The organism is Nocardia sp. NPDC059228, from assembly GCF_042754245.1.
Taxonomy (GTDB): domain Bacteria; phylum Actinomycetota; class Actinomycetes; order Mycobacteriales; family Mycobacteriaceae; genus Nocardia.
In genome coordinates this window covers 35932-52387 of the sequence record NZ_JBHZAL010000036.1, presented here as the reverse complement: position 1 = coordinate 52387, position 16456 = coordinate 35932, and the positions used below count along the sequence as shown (strand labels likewise).

Sequence of the window (16456 nt, the reverse complement as noted above, 5' to 3'; positions counted from 1 at the left end):
TCCACTCATGCGGCCAGCAAAGCCTCCGCTATTCAGGTGGCGATGGCGATGAGGACGCAATCAAAACAGCTCGTCGGTGGGATCATTCTGCGGCGTTCCCGCGCCATTGGGGGAATCTCATCTTGTCGGTCGACCACACTGTCGTCCGAACCTCTGCCTGGGCGAATCGATTCGTGCGATACATAGATTCTGCGCTTCTGCCCCGACCCCGCCCAGAAGCGAAGGTCATCGGAACGGTATTCCCACCGGTACAATGGCCATTACGGACTGCACACGCCCGCCAACTCAGCGGAAGAGAATCACCGCGGCCAGCCGCTTTCGAGTCGGTCGTGAACGGTCAGATGACATTCGGTCGCTGGGTCGAGGGACCTTCGGCTCGAGCGAATCCTGTTGGGGCCGTGAATCATTGAAGCCGGGGAAACCCGGTGCCCTGCCTGAGGTGGTGAACCGATCGATAAGCGATGACGCAGACGAGTAGTCCACCGCAACAGAGTCCGGTCACCGTGCTGTTGGGCGGTGATGTGATGCTCGGTCGCGGCGTCGACCAGATCCAGCCGCATCCGGGTGATCCGATGTTGTACGAACCGTGGGTCGAGGACGCCCGCCGCTACGTCGAGTTGGCCGAGAAGGCGAACGGGCCGATACCGTACCCGGTCGACTCCGACTGGCTGTGGGGCGACGTCGGTCCGATGCTCGACCAATTGGCGCCCGAGGTCCGGCTGATAAACCTGGAAACGTCGATCACCGCCGACGGCAGATTTGCGCCCGCCAAGGGCATCCATTATCGGATGAACCCCGCCAATATCGCGACGCTGAAAGCGTTTCGGCCCGACGTCTGCGCGTTGGCCAACAACCACGTCCTCGATTTCGGAGACCGCGGTCTGCGCGACACGCTCGATACGCTCGACGCGGCGAGCATCCGCACAGCCGGGGCGGGAACGAGCATCGACGCGGCCTGCCGCCCGGTGGTGGTGGAGCCGGGCACCGGGCCGCGGGTGGTCATCGTCTCGGTCGCCAGCACCAGCAGCGGTGTGCCGCTGGCGTGGGCCGCGCAGCACGATCGGCCGGGGGTGTGGCTGCCCGGTGATCCGTTGGGCCGTGGTGTCGCCGACCATGTCGCGGCGGAAGCATTGGCGCACAAGCGTCCCGGCGATACTCTGATCGTGTCCGTGCATTGGGGCTCGAACTGGGGCTACGGGATCGGGCGGAGCGAAATCCAGTTCGCGCAACGGCTCATCGACGCCGGCGTCGACATCGTGCACGGGCATTCATCGCACCATCCTCGTCCCATCGAGATCTACCAGGGCAGACCGATTTTCTATGGCTGCGGTGATGTCATCGACGACTACGAAGGCATCCCCGGATATGAGTCCTACCGTCCCGAACTGCGGCTGCTCTACCTGGTTTCGGTCGAGCCCGGCGGGCAGCCGGCCGGAATCCGGTTGCTGCCCATGCGGGTACGCCGCATGCGGCTCGAACATGCTCCCCGGGCCGATGCCGATTGGCTGGGGAAGACGCTCACTCACATCAGCCGCCGGTTCCACACCCATATCGACCGCGGAGCCGACGACCTGCTCGAGATCCGCTGGGGCTGAGCCCAACTCACACCAATGGCCAGCTCGAAGCGAAAGTCATCGATCGACTTCAGACATAGAGGGCATCGATGCTGTCGGCGAGGTTCTCGATGACTATCTTGCGGCGCAGTTTCATACTCGGTGTGAGATCACCGGTCTCGACCGACAATTCATGGTCGATGATGTCGAACTTCTTGATCTGTTCCCAGCGATTGAGTTGGGTGTTGAGTTGGGCGACGTAGGCCTCGATCACGTCGTGGGTCTTCTTGTCCCGCGCGATTTCGGCGAGCGGTTTGTCTGCCAGACCGTGCTTGCCGGCCCATTCGGTGATGCTCTGGGTGTCGAGGCCGACCAACGCGACGCAATAGGGTCGTGTCTCTCCGTAGACGATGAATTCCGCTGCGTACGGACACATTCCCTTGAAGGTGGCGGCAATCGCGGAGGGCGCGACGTACTTGCCCTGCGAGGTCTTGAACAAGTCCTTCTTGCGGTCGGTAATGTGCAGGAATCCTTCTGCGTCGATCTCGCCGATGTCGCCGGTGTGAAACCAGCCATCCGCGTCCAAAGCCTCGGCGGTGGCGTCCGGGCGGTTGTGATAGCCACTCATCACACCGGGACTTCTGAGCAGGATCTCGCCGTCCTCGGCGATCTCGACCTCGGTGCCGGGGAACGGTTTGCCTACGGTTCCGAAGCGGTATGCATCCGGTCGGTTGATGAACGAGGCGGCGGCGGTCTCGGTCAGGCCGTAGCCTTCGAGAACGATGATGCCGATCGCGTCGAACCATTGCGCGACATCGCGGTCCAAGGGGGCCGCTGCCGAAACGAAGAACCTCAGCCGGCCACCGAAGCGTTCGCGGACTTTGGAAAGCACCAGCCTGTCGGCGACTTTGTGCTGCAAGGAAACCAGCAACGACGGATCCCTGCCTGCCTGCCTGGCATGCGAGACCTTCAGGCCAACCCCGACTGCCCAGTCGAAGAGCTTCTTCTTGATCCCGCCTTCTTCTGCCATCGTGCCCTCGATACGGGCATGCGCCTTTTCGAAGATGCGAGGGGCGGCCGCCACGATGGTGGGGTGCAGTACCACGAGGTTGTCCACGATTTTGTCGACCCGGCCATCGATTACCGTGGGAAAGCCGACCAGCGGTGACAGCGCCAGCATCACCTTGCCGAAAGCGTGGGACAGCGGCAGCCACAGAAAGTTCAGGTCGTCGGGGCGGAGGGCATTCAGCGCGTCGATTGCTGCGGCGCTGTACGTCCATGCGGAATGCGGCAGCCGAACACCCTTCGGGGTGCCGGTCGTACCGGAGGTGTACATGATGCTGCTCAGGTGCTCGGGCCGGATGCCGCGGATGCGGTCGGCGACCGCGTCGGGGGATTCGGCGAGCAGTCTGTATCCGAGCTCTTCGAGGTTGTCGAGCGTGATCACCCAGTCGCCGTCGCCTTCGCCATCGAAGATCACCACCTTCTGCACGTCGGGCAACTCGGCGCGATGCTCGATCAGTTTGTCGACCTGTGCCTGATCCTCGGCGACCACGATCCGGCTGCCCGAGTTGGCGACGATGAACGCGACGCCGGGGGCGTTGGTGGTGGGGTACACGGTGGTAGTGGCCGCGCCGGCGCACATGACGGCGAAGTCGGCGAGCACCCACTCATAGCGCGTGGACGACGCAAGCGCGACCCGTTCTTCGGCCTGGATTCCCAGTGCAATCAGCCCGGCGGCGAGTATGTCGACGCGGTCGCCGAACTGCTTCCAGGAAGCACTGGTCCAGCCCTCGCCATCAAGGAATCGGAACGCCTCCGCCCCTGGCGTCTCGGTGATGCGGTCGACCAGCATCTGGGCAACCGATGATGCCCGGTCCTCGATCTTGCTGAGATCGGGAAGTTCCTCGGATTGCCGGAGGAACGTCATCACTCGATTCTAGGGATTCCCCGGCCGATCGATGAGGCGCTCGGACGAGAAAAGGCGTGTAGTGGGGACTGCGCAATGCGGGCGGGCGGTCGCTATTGCCCTGGTGATCGGGAGGGGGCACTGTGAGAGGCACCGGTGGCGCCACCGGGCGCTGCCTCTGTGCAGAAAGGAGGTGGATCGTGTTCGCACGGTCTACCACGCTTCAGGCGCAACTTTCCGCTCTCGAATCCGGGATCGCACATGTGCGGGACGAGGTTATGCCGGGGCTGGAGGGCATTCCCGGTTGTATCGGACTTTCGTTGCTCGTCGATCGGCACACCGGCAGGTGCATCCTGACGACCTCATGGGAATCCGAGGAAGCGATGAGAGCGACCGCCGAGCAGGCGGTCCCGATGCGCAATCGTGCGGCAGAGATATTCGGCGGCAGCCCGATGGTCGAGGAATGGGAGATCGTGGCCATGCATCGCGCGCATCAGACGCCGCAGGGTGCGTGTGCGCGTGTCACCTGGGTGAAGACCGATCCCAGCCGGATCGATAACGCCATCGAGGTCTACCGTGCCCACACCTTGCCCGGTATGGAGCAGCAGCTCGAGGGATTCTGCAGCGCGAGCCTGATGGTGAACAGGTCGTCCGGTCGTGCCGTCTCGTCCAGTGTCTACGAGAATGCCGAGGCGATGGAACGCAACCGGATCGCGTCGGCCGCGTTGCGCGTGGACGCCGCCCGGCAGGCACGCGTCGAGGCCGTCGACGTCCGCGAATTCGAGTTGGCATTGGCGCATTTGCGCGTCCCCGAATTGGTTTGACCTCGAGCGGGGTCGGCGAAACGGCAGGCCGAGACCGGAGGTTCGACACGTCCGGTCCGTCCCCGAGCAGGTGGTCACCGCAGCACGGCCGCAGCGCGCGGCCGTGCTCGGTCGGCCGGTTGGGGCAGTTTTCCTGGCGCGCAGCCGCATTCCCACGATCGCCGGCGCGGCGAGGCCGGTGGCTGAGCGCGGTCGCCAGTGGCGAAAGCTCTTTGCGCAGGACCTGTTTGCCCGCAATCTTGGTGAACCCGTAGGAGCGTGCCCTTCTTGGCACGCACATGCCCCGGCCGCAACAGCGAGTCGATATCGACGAACGCGCACACCGGCACCCGGCAACAGATCGGCCCGCTCACACGACCGGGGCGAGTGCGCACGCAAGACTGATTCCAGTCGATTCTACGGTCATGCCCGAAACTGAACTCCCACAACAAGATTCCGATCGTCGGCGGCGTATACACCTGGTCGAACGCCCAGACCATGCCGCCGCTGCGCAACACGTCGACATCATCGGTGCTTTCCGTGCGCACACACATCCGGGCGATCAGTGTCGCCAGCTTCCTCTGCAACCCACCTGGTCCGGGCTGTTCGGACAGCCGCATCACTGGCACCGGACCGGCCCGCGACACGAGTTTCTAGATCATCGAGCACCGCTGACTCCGGGGCGAACATATGCGAAACTTGCCCCCGCAGTGGCCTTCTAGACCTGCCCCGATTACTGCCTGAACACAGCGATCATCCCAGCTCGACGGAAACCCCAGAGCATGATGCTCATCGCCGACCACTACGACGTGTGATCGGCGGGGATGCTCGCGTCCGTACCCATGTTTTCGTCACCATCACCATCCGCGCGATTGCCTATTGGATCAACGCTGGGCGGCCAGCCCTGACGAGGAGGAGTTCGGCGATGAGTTCCCTACGCGTCGGCAGTGTTTTGAGCACTTTCCTGACAGTCGTTGGGTTGATTGTTGCCGTCCTTGTGCCGATCGGGCCGATCGCTGGGGTGGCTTCGGCGGCGGGCTGCACGCTGACACCGACCGGCGGGACTGTCCCGCGAATGATCGGCACTCGCAGTTACACGCTCAACGTGCCACAGGGATTGACGGGGTCGGCGGTTGGGTTGCTGATCAGCCTGCACGGCACCGGCGACACCTCGGCAGGCATCGAACGCGAAACCGGATGGAGTTCCTACGCAGCGGCTCACAATTTCATCGTCGCCTACCCGCAAGGCACCGAGTTCGACAAAACCTGGCACTTCGAGCAGGGGTCTGTCGACGTCACCTTCCTAAAGCAAGTTGTCACCGACATCGAATCGACCTGGTGTGTCGATACCCACCGCGTCTACGCTGACGGCTGGTCCGATGGAGCGATCATGTCTCAGCGGATGGCGTGCGACGCCGCGGACCTGTTCGCCGCCGTCACCTCATGGGAGGGCACCGACCCGACGGACCCCAACCCCCTCGAACCCAGTGCCGTCGGCACCCCGTGCACACCGAGCCGCCCTATTGCGGTCGGAATATTCCAAGGGGCGTTCGACCCCATCTCCAACCTCGTGGTCGGCCTCGCGAACGTCCGTGACTGGACCCGCCGTAACCGCTGCCCAGCGACAGCAGACCCCACCTCCGACCGTTACGGCACCCATACGAACTATCAGCCCTGCGCCGCCGGAACGAACGTCGCGTGGCGAGTCGAATACAACACGACACACCAGTGGCCCACCGGCGCCATCGGCCAGGATCTACGCGATCAGCTCTGGAACTTCCTCGATTCCCGCACTCTCCCATGACCACTGAAATGTAGCTATTGCGCCGCCGCGGTCTCTAGACATGTGTCACATGCCGTCCAGCATTGGGCTCGGGACATTTTCTTGGTGCGGGGCAGGATCTTTTGCAAGATCAGGTGGCGCAGCCAGAGGTGGCCAGGGTCGACGAGGGCTTGGCGCTGGTCGAGCTGTGGGCTTCGGCACCGCGGGTCGAGCGCGTGGCGGAAACCAGGTCGGTCGGAACTGTTTGGCTCCGTTGATGATTCGCGTGGGGTTCGAGGATGTTTGTCGGGGGGATGCTCTAACGTAACGCGGTATCTGTCCGTCACGACCGTGGAGCGTTATGGCTGCCTCGTTCGACCTTCATACCCTTGCGGTGCTCGGTGCGGCCGGGGAGCGGCTGGTCATCTGGCATGTGAATGTGGGTGCGGCGCTGGGGGAGTCGCGGCTATCGGGCGCTTGGGTGCTGGATCGATCGCGCAAGGCGGAGATCGAAAGCCTCACGGTCGGATACCCGATCGTTGAGGCAGGCAATGACGCTCCTGCTCCTGGAGCTGCGGGCAACGACGCCCAGACAGCTGGCACGGTGGGTAACTGCGCTCAGCAGGCCGGGGCAGTAGGCGAGAGTAACCAGTTGGTGGGCGTTGGGGCCGCTGCGGCGGTCGCGGACGGTCGGATTGTCGAGGCGGCCGAGATTATCGATGTCGATGCGACCGTCGAAACCGTCCGTGCCGCAATCGAATCGGCCGACCAGCGGTTCGCCGAGCATCAGGATGCGAGCGGTGGGAAGCTCACCAGGCCGCAGTGGCCGGTGATCGTGGCGCCGGATGAGGTTGCGCTGCCCCAGTTTCAGGTGGATGTGGCAGACGATCACATTCGGCCGGTGCTCACGCTGGCGCGGGGGCTGGCGGATCTGGCGGATGCGTGGGCGGCGTTCGAGTCGCTACGGCTCGCCCGGCCTTTTCTGGAGGACCTCGGTGGGGCGGCCGCACGGCCGTTGCCGCTCGCGGTGCGGTGAGTATGGCGGGACTGTCGTTCGCCGCCATCGATGTCGAGACCGCTAATTCCGCGCGAGGCAGTATCTGTGCGGTCGGCGTCACCGTCGTGCGGGACGGGCGGCGCGGAGAGACCGCGTCGTGGCTGTGCCGCCCGCCCGCGGGGCTGGACTTCTTCAGCTGGCACAACATACGCGTGCACGGGATCTCAGCAGCCATGGTCGCCGACAAGCCGGAGTTCGCGCAGCGCTGGCCAGAGGTGGAGAGCCTGGTCGGTGAGTTGCCCGTCATCGCCCACAATGTCGGATTCGACAGCAGTGCGATACGGGAAGCATGCGGCCGCAGTGGAATTCGGATACCGGCCTGGTCCTACAGCTGCAGCCTCGCCCTGGCCCGCCGCCACCTGAGTCTCGACAGCTACCGCCTGCCCCACGTCGCGGCCGCTCTGGGCATCGACTTCACCAACCACCACGACGCGGCCGCCGATGCCGCCGCCGCGGCCGACATCGTGATCGCCCTGGCGGCCAGAGCCGGCGTCGATTCCCTCGCAGCGCTCCAGCGCATAGTGGTTGACCGACCCCTGCGGGCCGATCGCGCATCGCGAAAGTCCGCGGCTGACAGGCTGATACCGGTGCCTGGGAAACACGCGAGGCAGACGTCGGTGTCCGCGGGCCGGACCATGGAGATGTCGGTCTCCGCAGGCTGGCCAGTGGAGCCGCCGATGACAGCGGGCCGGACGGAGGCGATGTCGGGTCCTACGCGGCGAGACGTGGCGGCACCTAGGGCTGTGGGACGAGCCGTTGAGGCGCCAGAGGCTGCGGGACCGACTATGGAGACGCCAGGGTCCGCGGGACGAACGCTCGAGGTGCTGGGGCCCTCAGGACGGATGTCGCAGACCCCGGTGCCTGCGGGGCGAACAGAGTCGACTGCGTTCTCGGCGGTACCCCGTTCACGCCGATCCTGGTTCGGCCGTGAGGAATTGGTGCTGCCGACTGTCATCGGCTCCGACTCTTCACACCCGCTGCGTGGCGAAATCGTTGTTTTTACGGGTGATCTCGTGGCCATGACTCGGCAGGAAGCGTGGGATGCCATTGCCGCATGTGGTGCGACTCCCGCGCGGAACATCACTCGGCGTACGACCTTGCTGGTTATCGGTGACGGCTTTCGTGGTGTCGATCCCGATGCGTTCACTACGACGAAGGCGCGTCGGGTCGCCGAGTTGCGGACGAGGGGGCAGCGGATCGAGGTCATGGATGAGGCCGCGTTCGTGGCGTGTGTGGGGGCTGGGGCCGGGTTGTCCGGAGGTCGGGGGGTGTGAGAAGTGCGTTGTTGCGTGGTTTTGACGGGCTCGGTAGAGAGGGTGAGGGGAGTCGGTCGGATGAGTTAGAGGCGGAAATGACGAGTGCAGGTGGTCGGCGTCGGTGGGTGGCGGTGGGAATCGCCCTGGTGGCGGCGGGCTTTGCTGTGGTGCCGGGGATTGCGTCCGCTGTGGAACCGCTGGATTCCGGCGCGGCATTCGCGGCCGACGGCTCGCATATCGACCATCTGGTGCAGCGGGATGATCGCAAATCCGCCGTATTCGTGTATTCGGCTGCGATGAACCGTGTCATCGAACTCTCGGTCATTCGTGCCGCCGACAATTCCACGCCGCGTCCGACGGTGTATCTGCTCAATGGCGCAGAGGATGGCATCGATGGGAGTGGCAACGAGGTCTCCTGGGAAACCCGCACCGATGTCGTCGATTTCCTGGCCGACCAGAACGTCAACGTGGTGAACGTCCTGGACGGCCGCTACACCTATTACACCGACTGGCAGTCCGACGACCCCATGCTCGGCCGCAACAAGTGGACCACTTTCCTCACCCAGGAACTCCCGCCCGTCATGGACTCGGCCCTCGGCTCGTCCGGCCGCAATGCCCTTGCGGGAGTGTCGATGTCGGCCACCTCGGCCCTCGCCCTCGCCGAATCCGCCCCCGGCCTCTACCAGAGCGTCGGGTCGTTCAGCGGCTGCGCCCAGACCAGCACCGACCCCGGCCGCCGCTACCTGCAGGCCACGGTTCTCTCCGGCGGCGGCAACCCGTGGAACATCTGGGGTGTCGATGGCTCCCCGGCCTGGACCGCGAATGACCCGTCCACCCCCGCCAACCTCGAGAAACTCCGTGGTACCAACCTCTATTTGGCGGCTGGAACCGGCGCGAACCCGGCCGCGGCGGGCGGTGGCCAAGTCGGCGCGTCCAGCACGGCACTGGAATCCACCGTTGAAACCTGCACCCGCGCGCTGCAATCCAGCATCGAGGACCTGAACCTCCCGGCCACGTTCGACTACCTTCCCGGCGGCGGCCACAACTGGACCTCATGGCAGGCCGACTTTCACAACGCCTGGCCCGGAATCGCCCGCAGCCTCGGCGTGTGACTCGGAGGCTCGGCGTGTGACTCGGAGGCTCGGCGTGTGGCTCGGAGGCTCGGCGTGTGGCTCGCAGGCTCGGCGTGTGACTCGCAGCTTCGGCCGGCGAATCGAGGCACCACGCCGGATGGCCACCCGTTCGGTTCCGCTGTCACTCGGGTGCGGGCGGGCCGATAAGCTGCTCCGGGTGACCGACGAGAAGCTGCTGCAGGGACCCATCCACGCCGTCCATGTCGAGCTGGGCGCTACCTTCGCTCCGTTCGGGGGGTGGGAGATGCCCGTTTCGTACGCGGGGACCGTGGGGGAGCACACGGCGGTCCGTACCGCTGTCGGGCTTTTCGACGTCAGCCATCTCGGCAAGGCGACGGTCAAGGGTGCGGGTGCCGCGGCCTTCGTGAACTCGGCACTCACCAATGACCTGAATCGGATTCGCCCGGGAAAGGCGCAGTACACGCTGTGCTGCACGCCGGAGGGCGGGGTCATCGACGACCTCATCGCCTACTACGTGAGCGATGACGAGATCTTCCTGGTACCCAATGCGGCGAATACCGCGACCGTGGTGGCGGAGCTGCAGAAGGTCGCGCCGGAGGGCATCACAGTCACCGACGAGCATCGCGGGTACGCGGTCTTCGCCGTGCAGGGCCCGCGGTCGGCGGAAGTCCTCGCCAAGCTCGGCCTGCCGACCGACATGGAGTACATGGCCTACGCCGACGCCGAGTGGGACGGTCGCCCGATCCGGGTGTGCCGCACCGGCTACACCGGTGAGCACGGCTACGAGCTGCTGCCCCGCTGGGCGGACGCCGAGGCCGTCTTCCGCGCGCTGATGAGCGAGGTGCAGGCCGCCGGCGGCCAGGCCGCCGGACTCGGCGCACGCGACACCCTGCGCACCGAGATGGGCTACCCGCTGCACGGACACGAACTGTCCCTGGACATTTCGCCGCTGCAGGCCCGCACCGGCTGGGCCGTCGGCTGGAGGAAGCCCGAGTTCTGGGGCAAGTCGGCGCTGGAGGCGGAAAAGGCGGCCGGTCCCCGTCGAATCCTGATGGGGCTCAAGGCGATCGACCGGGGCGTGCTCCGGCAGGGCCAGACCGTGATGCGTGGTGACGCCCAGGTCGGCGAAACCACCTCCGGCACCTTCTCGCCCTCCCTCAAGGTCGGCATCGCGCTCGCCCTCCTCGACACCGCCGCGGGCCTCGAGCCCGGCGACGAGGTCGAGGTCGACGTCCGCGGCCGCCGTCTGCGCTGCGAGGTCATCCGCCCCCCGTTCGTCGAAACCCGCACTGCCTGATCAGGTTTCCTGAGCCGCGGATCCGACCAGCCGCCTCTGGCGACTACGACGCCATCGCGCGCGTTGTGGACGACTGGTGGGGCCGGTCGGTCGTGGGCGGCGGTTCCCAGGCTTTTCCTGGATCACTTCGCCGCGATCAGCCTGGTCGCCAGACAAGCGTCCGGCCGTGTCATCGCCTCAGCTGAACCCAGATCCCCAGCCGTATTCGGCCTCGGCCACATCAATTCCCCGGCCGCACGAGGCCTCACCCTTTCAGAGCCCACGGCCCGCCCCCAGCGTGGCGACTGCATCGAAGTCCCGGCTGCTGCACCAGGGCTCATGCTGCTCTGGGTCTCAGCCGCACCAGGTGCCGACAATGTCGTTGTCCTGCTTGCAGGCTGCGGCGTCGAGTCCGGCGGGACGGAGGGAGGTGAACATCGTTCGGATGGTGTCGTCGGTGGCCGTGCCGTCCGTGCCCTGGTCGGCGTAAAGGACCATGACCACGGACTGGCCGTTGTTCCCGGGCACTGCGACGGCGTGGACGATCGAGGTGGCCGGGTGCGAGCAGTCGTTCGGGCCCGGGTTGGCGAGGGTCGCTGTCACGTGGGCGGCGGGTTTGCCCTGCACCGTGAGGGTTTCGACGTTGCTCAGGGTGTAGGTGGAGTTGGGGCGGTCGTCATTGGCTCCGGCCACGGTGGCCCAGCTGCAGGCCACGTCCTTGGCCGCGGCGGACACGTCGCCCAGTTTCGAGCCCGTCACGCCCGCGATGGCTTTCGAGTGGTGGCCGTCGCACGCCTTCGGGGAGAGTTCCGCGGCACCGCTCATCACCACGCGCCCGCCGCCCTCGAAGCCGACGATGGTGGTTGGTGTCGGGACCGTCCAGTCCTGCGGCACGTCGTACACGGCATTGCGTGAGATGGAGTAGGACGTCTGCCATCCTGGCGTGAGTGGCGCGATGGTGGACCTCGGTGCGCTCGCCGTCGTGGTGGGTAGCGGTTTGGCGCGGGTCGCGGTGTCCTGCGGCCCGTATTGGTCTGCGGGCAGCGCGGTTCCGGTCACGGTGTGTGCGGGCGTCAGCGCTGCTACGACGAGGATGGCGACCAGGCCCAGCACGCTCACTGCGATCAGCGCGATCATCAGGGGCCGGTGCGAACTGGGCGGCTTCGACAGCGGATGCTCCGGATACACGTCGCCCACCCTATCCAGGGGCAGGGACGACGGCCGGTCACCGAACCGTCCGGCCGGTCGACAGGGGTAGCCCGGACCATCCGGTCGAGGGCGGCGAATTAGACTCCCGGTCATGACTCTTGCCGCACAGTTCACCCGTGTACCGCATCCCGCGCCACTACCGGCGGAGCGGCGGCAGGAGATTCTCGCGGAGCCGGGGTTCGGGCGCTACTTCACCGATCACATGGTGTCGATGGATTACGTGGACGGGCAGTGGACCAACGGCCGCGTCGAGCCCTACGGGTCGCTGGCCATGGACCCGGCCACCATGGTTTTCCACTACGGCCAGGCCATCTTCGAGGGTCTGAAGGCCTACCGTCAGGCGGACGGCAGCATCGCCACCTTCCGGGTGGATGCCAATGCCGCGCGTTTCCGCCGCTCCGCCGCGCGCATGGCGATGGCGCAGCTGCCCGAAGAGCTGTTCATCGAATCGATCCGCCAGCTGCTGGAGGTGGACGCGGACTGGGTGCCCGCCGCCGGCGGCGAGGAGTCGCTGTACCTGCGGCCGTTCATGTTCTCCACCGAGGTCGGGCTGGGCGTGAAGCCCGCCTCCTCCTACAAGTACCTGCTGCTCGGCGGTCCCGCCGGCGCGTACTTCCCGCGCGGCCTGAAGCCGGTCAAGGTGTGGCTGTCCACCGAATATGTGCGCGCGGCTCCCGGCGGCACCGGTGAGGCCAAGGTGGCGGGCAACTACGCCGCCTCGCTGCTGGCCCAGCAGCAGGCCGCCGAGAAGGGCTGCGACCAGGTGGTGTGGCTGGACGCCTGCGAGCACAGCTACGTGGAGGAGATGGGCACCAACAACCTCTTCTTCGTCTTCGGCAGCGGCTCCGACGCCCGCCTGGTGACCCCGGAGCTGTCCGGCTCCCTGCTGCCCGGCATCACCCGGGACTCGCTCATCACCCTGGCCGCCGACTCCGGCTACAAGGTCGAGGAGCGGAAGATCTCCGTCGAGGAATGGAAGAGCGGCGTCGAATCCGGTGAGATCACCGAGGTTTTCGGTTGCGGCACCGCAGCCGTGGTCATCCCGGTCGGCTCGGTCCGCTCCGCCGACGGTGAATTCACCATCGGCAACAACGGCGAACCCGGCGAGGTGACCATGGCGCTGCGCGAGAGCCTCACCGGCATCCAGCGCGGCACCTTCGCCGACAGCCACGGCTGGCTGCGCACCATGGCCTGACCGGCCCGCCGAACGAAAAGCGCCCGCCCCGAGAGCATTTGGGGCGGGCGTGGACATTTCATGGTGCGGGAGCAGCACCTACCGCTGAACCTGGTGTCGCGGGGACGAGCAGCGGGGCGCAATGGTTGTGGCGGGCGTTCCCGATGGCCGCGTGTGCAAGGCCTCGCGGTTTCAAGGCGCTCGCTTCCGCCGACCTGCCAAGCGACACATCAGCACAGGGCATCTGGGCCGATACACCGCTTGCGGCACAGGGTCAGCTGGGCATGAACATGTGCCACTGCTCCAGGGTCTGGGGGCGCATGACGTAGTTGTGTTCCTTGATGTGGGTGAGCGACGCGCTGGGCTCGTCCGAGTACCAGTGGCCCGGGTAGACCGTCGGGTTCGACTTCAGATCGGCCAGGTAGCGCAGGCTGCGGAACATGGCGTCGGAGTCGCCGCCGGGGAAGTCGGTGCGGCCGCAGCCGTCGACGAACAGGGTGTCGCCCGCGATCAGCCGGTCTTCGAACAGGAAGCACTGGCTGCCCGGCGTGTGGCCGGGGGTGTGCAGGAGTTCGATCTCGAAGTCGCCGACCGCGACCTTGTCGCCGTGCGCGTGACCGGTCAGCTCGCTGGGCGCGATGCCGGTGACATTGGCGACCCAGGGCAGTTCCTCGGCATTGACGTGGACCGCCACATCGGTCTTCTCCAGCAACTCCTTCACCCCGCGCAGGGTGAAGCCCATCATGGTGCCGCCGACGTGGTCGGGGTGGTGGTGGGTGGCCAGCACTCCGGTCAGCCGCATGCCGTCGGCCTCGGCGATGTCGGCCAGCTGCCCCGCCTCGTACGCGGGGTCGACGACCACGCATTCACCGCTGTCCCGATCCCCGATCAGGTAGGCGAAGTTGCGCATCTGCGTGGCGATCGGATCGCCCACGGCCCAGTCGCGCCCGGAGAGCAACTGGCGAAAGTACAAACGGTCGGAGGCCATGCCTGACAGCGTATTGCCCGCCCGTCAGAACCAAGCATCCGGATCCGGGCAATATGTCCGAAATTGCCGTTTGACCAGGGGATTTGTTGTCGGTCGGTGTTGCTGATCTGCCGCCATGCCCTCGGTCCCGCATGAAGTCGTCATCGACCTGTTCCGGCACCGCCCGCAACTCGTCGCCGAACTACTGCCACTGGTGACCGATATCCCCCTACCCGAATTCGACCATGCGCGACTGGAATCCGGTGACTGCCCCGATATCGACCCCACCGAGTACCGCGCCGATGGATCGTGCTGGCCACCGGCACCACACCGCAATTGGCTGCTTCTTGGAGAGCCTTATGACCGCCGGAACATACAAGTACAAGAGCGAGTTCGCTCGGCGTTACTTCAGTCGGGGCGAAGCTGAGGGCCAGGCCAAAGGGGAGGCCAAGGCGCTGCTGGCAGTCTTGCGGAGCAGGGGGATCACCGTGGATGAGTCGACCGTCGCTCGCGTCGGGGCGTGCACTGATATCGAGCAGCTCGACGTATGGCTCGTCAGGGCGGCGACAGCACGCTCTGCCAGCGAGGTGTTCGGGGTCTGAGGTCCGGTCGCACTCGAGACTTCGGTGCCGACCTTCGCCTTCCGAGGTTCGGTGAAGAGGGCGGACATTCTTGCCGCGACAAGTATCTGCACGCCGATTACATGGTCGGCGTGCAGATACGGTAATTGTCGTGGCTGGTCAGCGCAGGATGGCTTCGATCTCGTCCACGGCTTCGGGGCCGTAGGCCTCGCGCAGGCGCTTCATGGCGGCGTCGTGGTCGAGCCTCCAGTCCTGGGGGCCAACGGTTTCCAGGACCAGGACCGCCACCAGCGAGCCGAGCTGGGCCGAGCGCTCCAGGGACAGGCCCGCGGACTGGCCGGTGAGGAAGCCCGCGCGGAAGCCGTCGCCGACGCCGGTCGGGTCGACCTTGGCGATGTCGGGGACCACGTCGACGTGCAGTTCGGTGCTGTCGCGGTCGACGACCTTGGCGCCCTTCGAGCCCAGTGTGGTGACGCGAATGCCCACGCGCTCACCGATTTCCGCCTCGCTCAGGCCGGTCTTCTGGAGCATGATGCCCCATTCGTACTCATTGGTGAACAGGTAGTCCGCGCCGTCGATGAGACGCAGGATGGTCTCGCCGTCCACCAGCGCCAGCTGCTGGGAAGGGTCGGCGGCGAAGCGGATTCCGGCGGTGCGGCACTGATCGGTGTGGCGCAGCATCGCTTCCGGGTCGTCGGCGCCGATGAGCACCAGATCCAGGTCGCGGCCCAGCTGGGTGATGTCGATCTCGCGGGACTCGGTCATGGCGCCCGGGTAGAAGGAGGCGATCTGGGCCATGGTCTCGTCGGTGGTGCAAACGAAGCGCGCGGTGTGGGCCTCGGTGGAGACGCGCACGGCCGAACAGTCGACGCCGTTGTCCTCCAACCACTTCCGGTACTCGCCCCAGTCCTGGCCGACGGCGCCGACCAGCAGCGGGGTGCGGCCCAGCACGCCCATGGCGTAGCTGATGTTGCCGGCCACGCCGCCCCTGCGGATGACCAGATCATCGACGAGGAAGCTGAGCGACACATGCTGCAGCTGGTCGGCCAGCAGCACATCGGAGAACTTGCCCGGGAAACGCATGAGGTGATCGGTCGCGATGGAAGCTGACACGGCGATGGTCACGGGGTAGATCCTTCGGTGACGTGCGGCTGCGCACCGGGATACGGAGATGACAGACGCGGGGGCCGGCGGTGGATGACGCGGCCGACAGGGCCGCAGTTCGAAACTACTCTGTCCGGGACAGGGTATTCCAGATCTCGTATGAGTCAGCGCACACAACAGCGCGGAACATCCGGTGTCGGACGTTCCGCGCTGGCGGACGCTATGTCAGTTGAAGCTGTCGCCGCAGGCGCAGGAGCCGGTGGCGTTCGGGTTGTCGATGGTGAAACCCTGCTTCTCGATGGTGTCGACGAAGTCGATCGAGGCGCCCTGCACGTAGGGGGCGCTCATGCGGTCGACCGCGAGCTTGACGCCGCCGAACTCCACGACCAGGTCGCCGTCGAGGCTGCGGTCGTCGAAGAAGAGCTGGTAGCGGAGGCCCGCACAACCACCGGGCTGGACGGCGATGCGAAGGGCGAGATCGTCGCGGCCTTCCTGATCCAGCAGCGCCTTCGCCTTCGAGGCGGCGGCGTCGGTCAGAGTCACACCGTGAGTGGTGGTCTCGTTCTGCACAGTCATGAACTCTCCTAAGGGACCTGTTTTCAACCCGTGAAGGCGCACGGCTCGATGGCTACCAACACCTGCTGGCAGGCGACTATTCCCCATCCTACGCGGCGCGTATTCCCCGGACGGCCCAGGTTGTGCAGTCGCTGA

At 66.0% G+C, this 16456-nt stretch carries 14 protein-coding genes and 1 pseudogene; 9 read left to right on the top strand and 6 right to left on the bottom strand.

From position 1 onward, the window contains the following. The first annotated feature begins 461 nt into the window (after positions 1–461). Complete coding sequence (locus tag ACFXKA_RS35650; protein ID WP_379430692.1) at positions 462–1595, top strand: CapA family protein; 1134 nt, start codon at positions 462–464, stop codon at positions 1593–1595. A gap of 49 nt (positions 1596–1644) precedes the next feature. On the opposite strand, the gene ACFXKA_RS35645 is transcribed toward ACFXKA_RS35650, so the two are convergent. After that, positions 1645–3483: an AMP-dependent synthetase/ligase gene (locus ACFXKA_RS35645; RefSeq protein WP_379430691.1), complete on the bottom strand. Its 1839-nt coding sequence runs from the start codon at positions 3481–3483 to the stop codon at positions 1645–1647. Positions 3484–3662: 179 nt separating this feature from the next. On the opposite strand from ACFXKA_RS35645, the gene ACFXKA_RS35640 reads away from it, so the two are divergent. Next, positions 3663–4286, top strand: a complete 624-nt coding sequence (locus tag ACFXKA_RS35640; RefSeq protein ID WP_354847741.1) for an antibiotic biosynthesis monooxygenase — start codon at positions 3663–3665, stop codon at positions 4284–4286. A gap of 126 nt (positions 4287–4412) precedes the next feature. On the opposite strand, the pseudogene ACFXKA_RS35635 reads toward ACFXKA_RS35640, so the two are convergent. Beyond that, a pseudogene (locus ACFXKA_RS35635) lies at positions 4413–4955 on the bottom strand (IS1380 family transposase); the annotation flags it as partial. A 121-nt stretch (positions 4956–5076) separates the two neighbouring features. Here ACFXKA_RS35635 and ACFXKA_RS35630 point away from each other — a divergent pair. From ACFXKA_RS35630 to gcvT, 5 genes are all read left to right on the top strand, one after another. Then, positions 5077–6069 carry an alpha/beta hydrolase family esterase gene (locus ACFXKA_RS35630; RefSeq protein ID WP_379430690.1) on the top strand — a complete coding sequence of 331 codons (993 nt, stop codon included), beginning with the start codon at positions 5077–5079 and terminating at the stop codon, positions 6067–6069. Between the two features lie 319 nt (positions 6070–6388). After that, positions 6389–7063, top strand: coding sequence for a hypothetical protein (locus tag ACFXKA_RS35625; RefSeq protein WP_379430689.1), 675 nt, complete (start codon positions 6389–6391; stop codon positions 7061–7063). A 2-nt stretch (positions 7064–7065) separates the two neighbouring features. Further along, positions 7066–8358 (top strand): exonuclease domain-containing protein, encoded by a 1293-nt coding sequence (locus ACFXKA_RS35620; protein WP_379430688.1) that lies wholly within the window; start codon positions 7066–7068, stop codon positions 8356–8358. A 77-nt stretch (positions 8359–8435) separates the two neighbouring features. Then, positions 8436–9452 (top strand): alpha/beta hydrolase, encoded by a 1017-nt coding sequence (locus ACFXKA_RS35615; protein WP_379430687.1) that lies wholly within the window; start codon positions 8436–8438, stop codon positions 9450–9452. A gap of 178 nt (positions 9453–9630) precedes the next feature. Beyond that, positions 9631–10731, top strand: a complete 1101-nt coding sequence (gene gcvT, locus ACFXKA_RS35610) for a glycine cleavage system aminomethyltransferase GcvT (RefSeq protein ID WP_379430686.1) — start codon at positions 9631–9633, stop codon at positions 10729–10731. A gap of 333 nt (positions 10732–11064) precedes the next feature. On the opposite strand, the gene ACFXKA_RS35605 is transcribed toward gcvT, so the two are convergent. After that, positions 11065–11898: a hypothetical protein gene (locus ACFXKA_RS35605; protein ID WP_379430685.1), complete on the bottom strand. Its 834-nt coding sequence runs from the start codon at positions 11896–11898 to the stop codon at positions 11065–11067. Positions 11899–12010: 112 nt separating this feature from the next. On the opposite strand from ACFXKA_RS35605, the gene ACFXKA_RS35600 reads away from it, so the two are divergent. Then, positions 12011–13114, top strand: a complete 1104-nt coding sequence (locus ACFXKA_RS35600; RefSeq protein WP_354847759.1) for a branched-chain amino acid aminotransferase — start codon at positions 12011–12013, stop codon at positions 13112–13114. 253 nt (positions 13115–13367) lie between these two features. On the opposite strand, the gene ACFXKA_RS35595 is transcribed toward ACFXKA_RS35600, so the two are convergent. After that, complete coding sequence (locus ACFXKA_RS35595) at positions 13368–14081, bottom strand: MBL fold metallo-hydrolase (protein ID WP_354847762.1); 714 nt, start codon at positions 14079–14081, stop codon at positions 13368–13370. Between the two features lie 338 nt (positions 14082–14419). Between ACFXKA_RS35595 and ACFXKA_RS35590 the strand changes: the two genes are divergently transcribed. Then, on the top strand, positions 14420–14662 hold the full coding sequence (locus ACFXKA_RS35590; RefSeq protein ID WP_379430684.1) for a hypothetical protein: 243 nt from the start codon (positions 14420–14422) through the stop codon (positions 14660–14662). A gap of 138 nt (positions 14663–14800) precedes the next feature. On the opposite strand, the gene ACFXKA_RS35585 is transcribed toward ACFXKA_RS35590, so the two are convergent. Both ACFXKA_RS35585 and ACFXKA_RS35580 read right to left on the bottom strand, forming a co-directional pair. Further along, a complete protein-coding gene (locus tag ACFXKA_RS35585; RefSeq protein WP_379430683.1) occupies positions 14801–15766 on the bottom strand; it encodes a carbohydrate kinase family protein in 966 nt (321 codons plus the stop codon). A gap of 204 nt (positions 15767–15970) precedes the next feature. Continuing rightward, on the bottom strand, positions 15971–16321 hold the full coding sequence (locus tag ACFXKA_RS35580) for an iron-sulfur cluster assembly accessory protein (protein ID WP_033089671.1): 351 nt from the start codon (positions 16319–16321) through the stop codon (positions 15971–15973). Positions 16322–16456: the final 135 nt, after the last annotated feature.

What these genes read in the sequence shown, in the direction of transcription:
- ACFXKA_RS35650 (WP_379430692.1), top strand. Translation starts at nt 462, where the DNA reads ATGACGCAGACGAGTAGTCCACCGCAACAGAGTCCGGTCACCGTGCTG.
- ACFXKA_RS35620 (WP_379430688.1), top strand. Translation starts at nt 7,066, where the DNA reads ATGGCGGGACTGTCGTTCGCCGCCATCGATGTCGAGACCGCTAATTCC.
- ACFXKA_RS35615 (WP_379430687.1), top strand. Translation starts at nt 8,436, where the DNA reads ATGACGAGTGCAGGTGGTCGGCGTCGGTGGGTGGCGGTGGGAATCGCC.
- ACFXKA_RS35590 (WP_379430684.1), top strand. Translation starts at nt 14,420, where the DNA reads ATGACCGCCGGAACATACAAGTACAAGAGCGAGTTCGCTCGGCGTTAC.
- ACFXKA_RS35580 (WP_033089671.1), bottom strand. Translation starts at nt 16,321, where the DNA reads ATGACTGTGCAGAACGAGACCACCACTCACGGTGTGACTCTGACCGAC.
- ACFXKA_RS35600 (WP_354847759.1), top strand. Translation starts at nt 12,011, where the DNA reads ATGACTCTTGCCGCACAGTTCACCCGTGTACCGCATCCCGCGCCACTA.
- ACFXKA_RS35645 (WP_379430691.1), bottom strand. Translation starts at nt 3,483, where the DNA reads ATGACGTTCCTCCGGCAATCCGAGGAACTTCCCGATCTCAGCAAGATC.
- ACFXKA_RS35595 (WP_354847762.1), bottom strand. Translation starts at nt 14,081, where the DNA reads ATGGCCTCCGACCGTTTGTACTTTCGCCAGTTGCTCTCCGGGCGCGAC.
- ACFXKA_RS35625 (WP_379430689.1), top strand. Translation starts at nt 6,389, where the DNA reads ATGGCTGCCTCGTTCGACCTTCATACCCTTGCGGTGCTCGGTGCGGCC.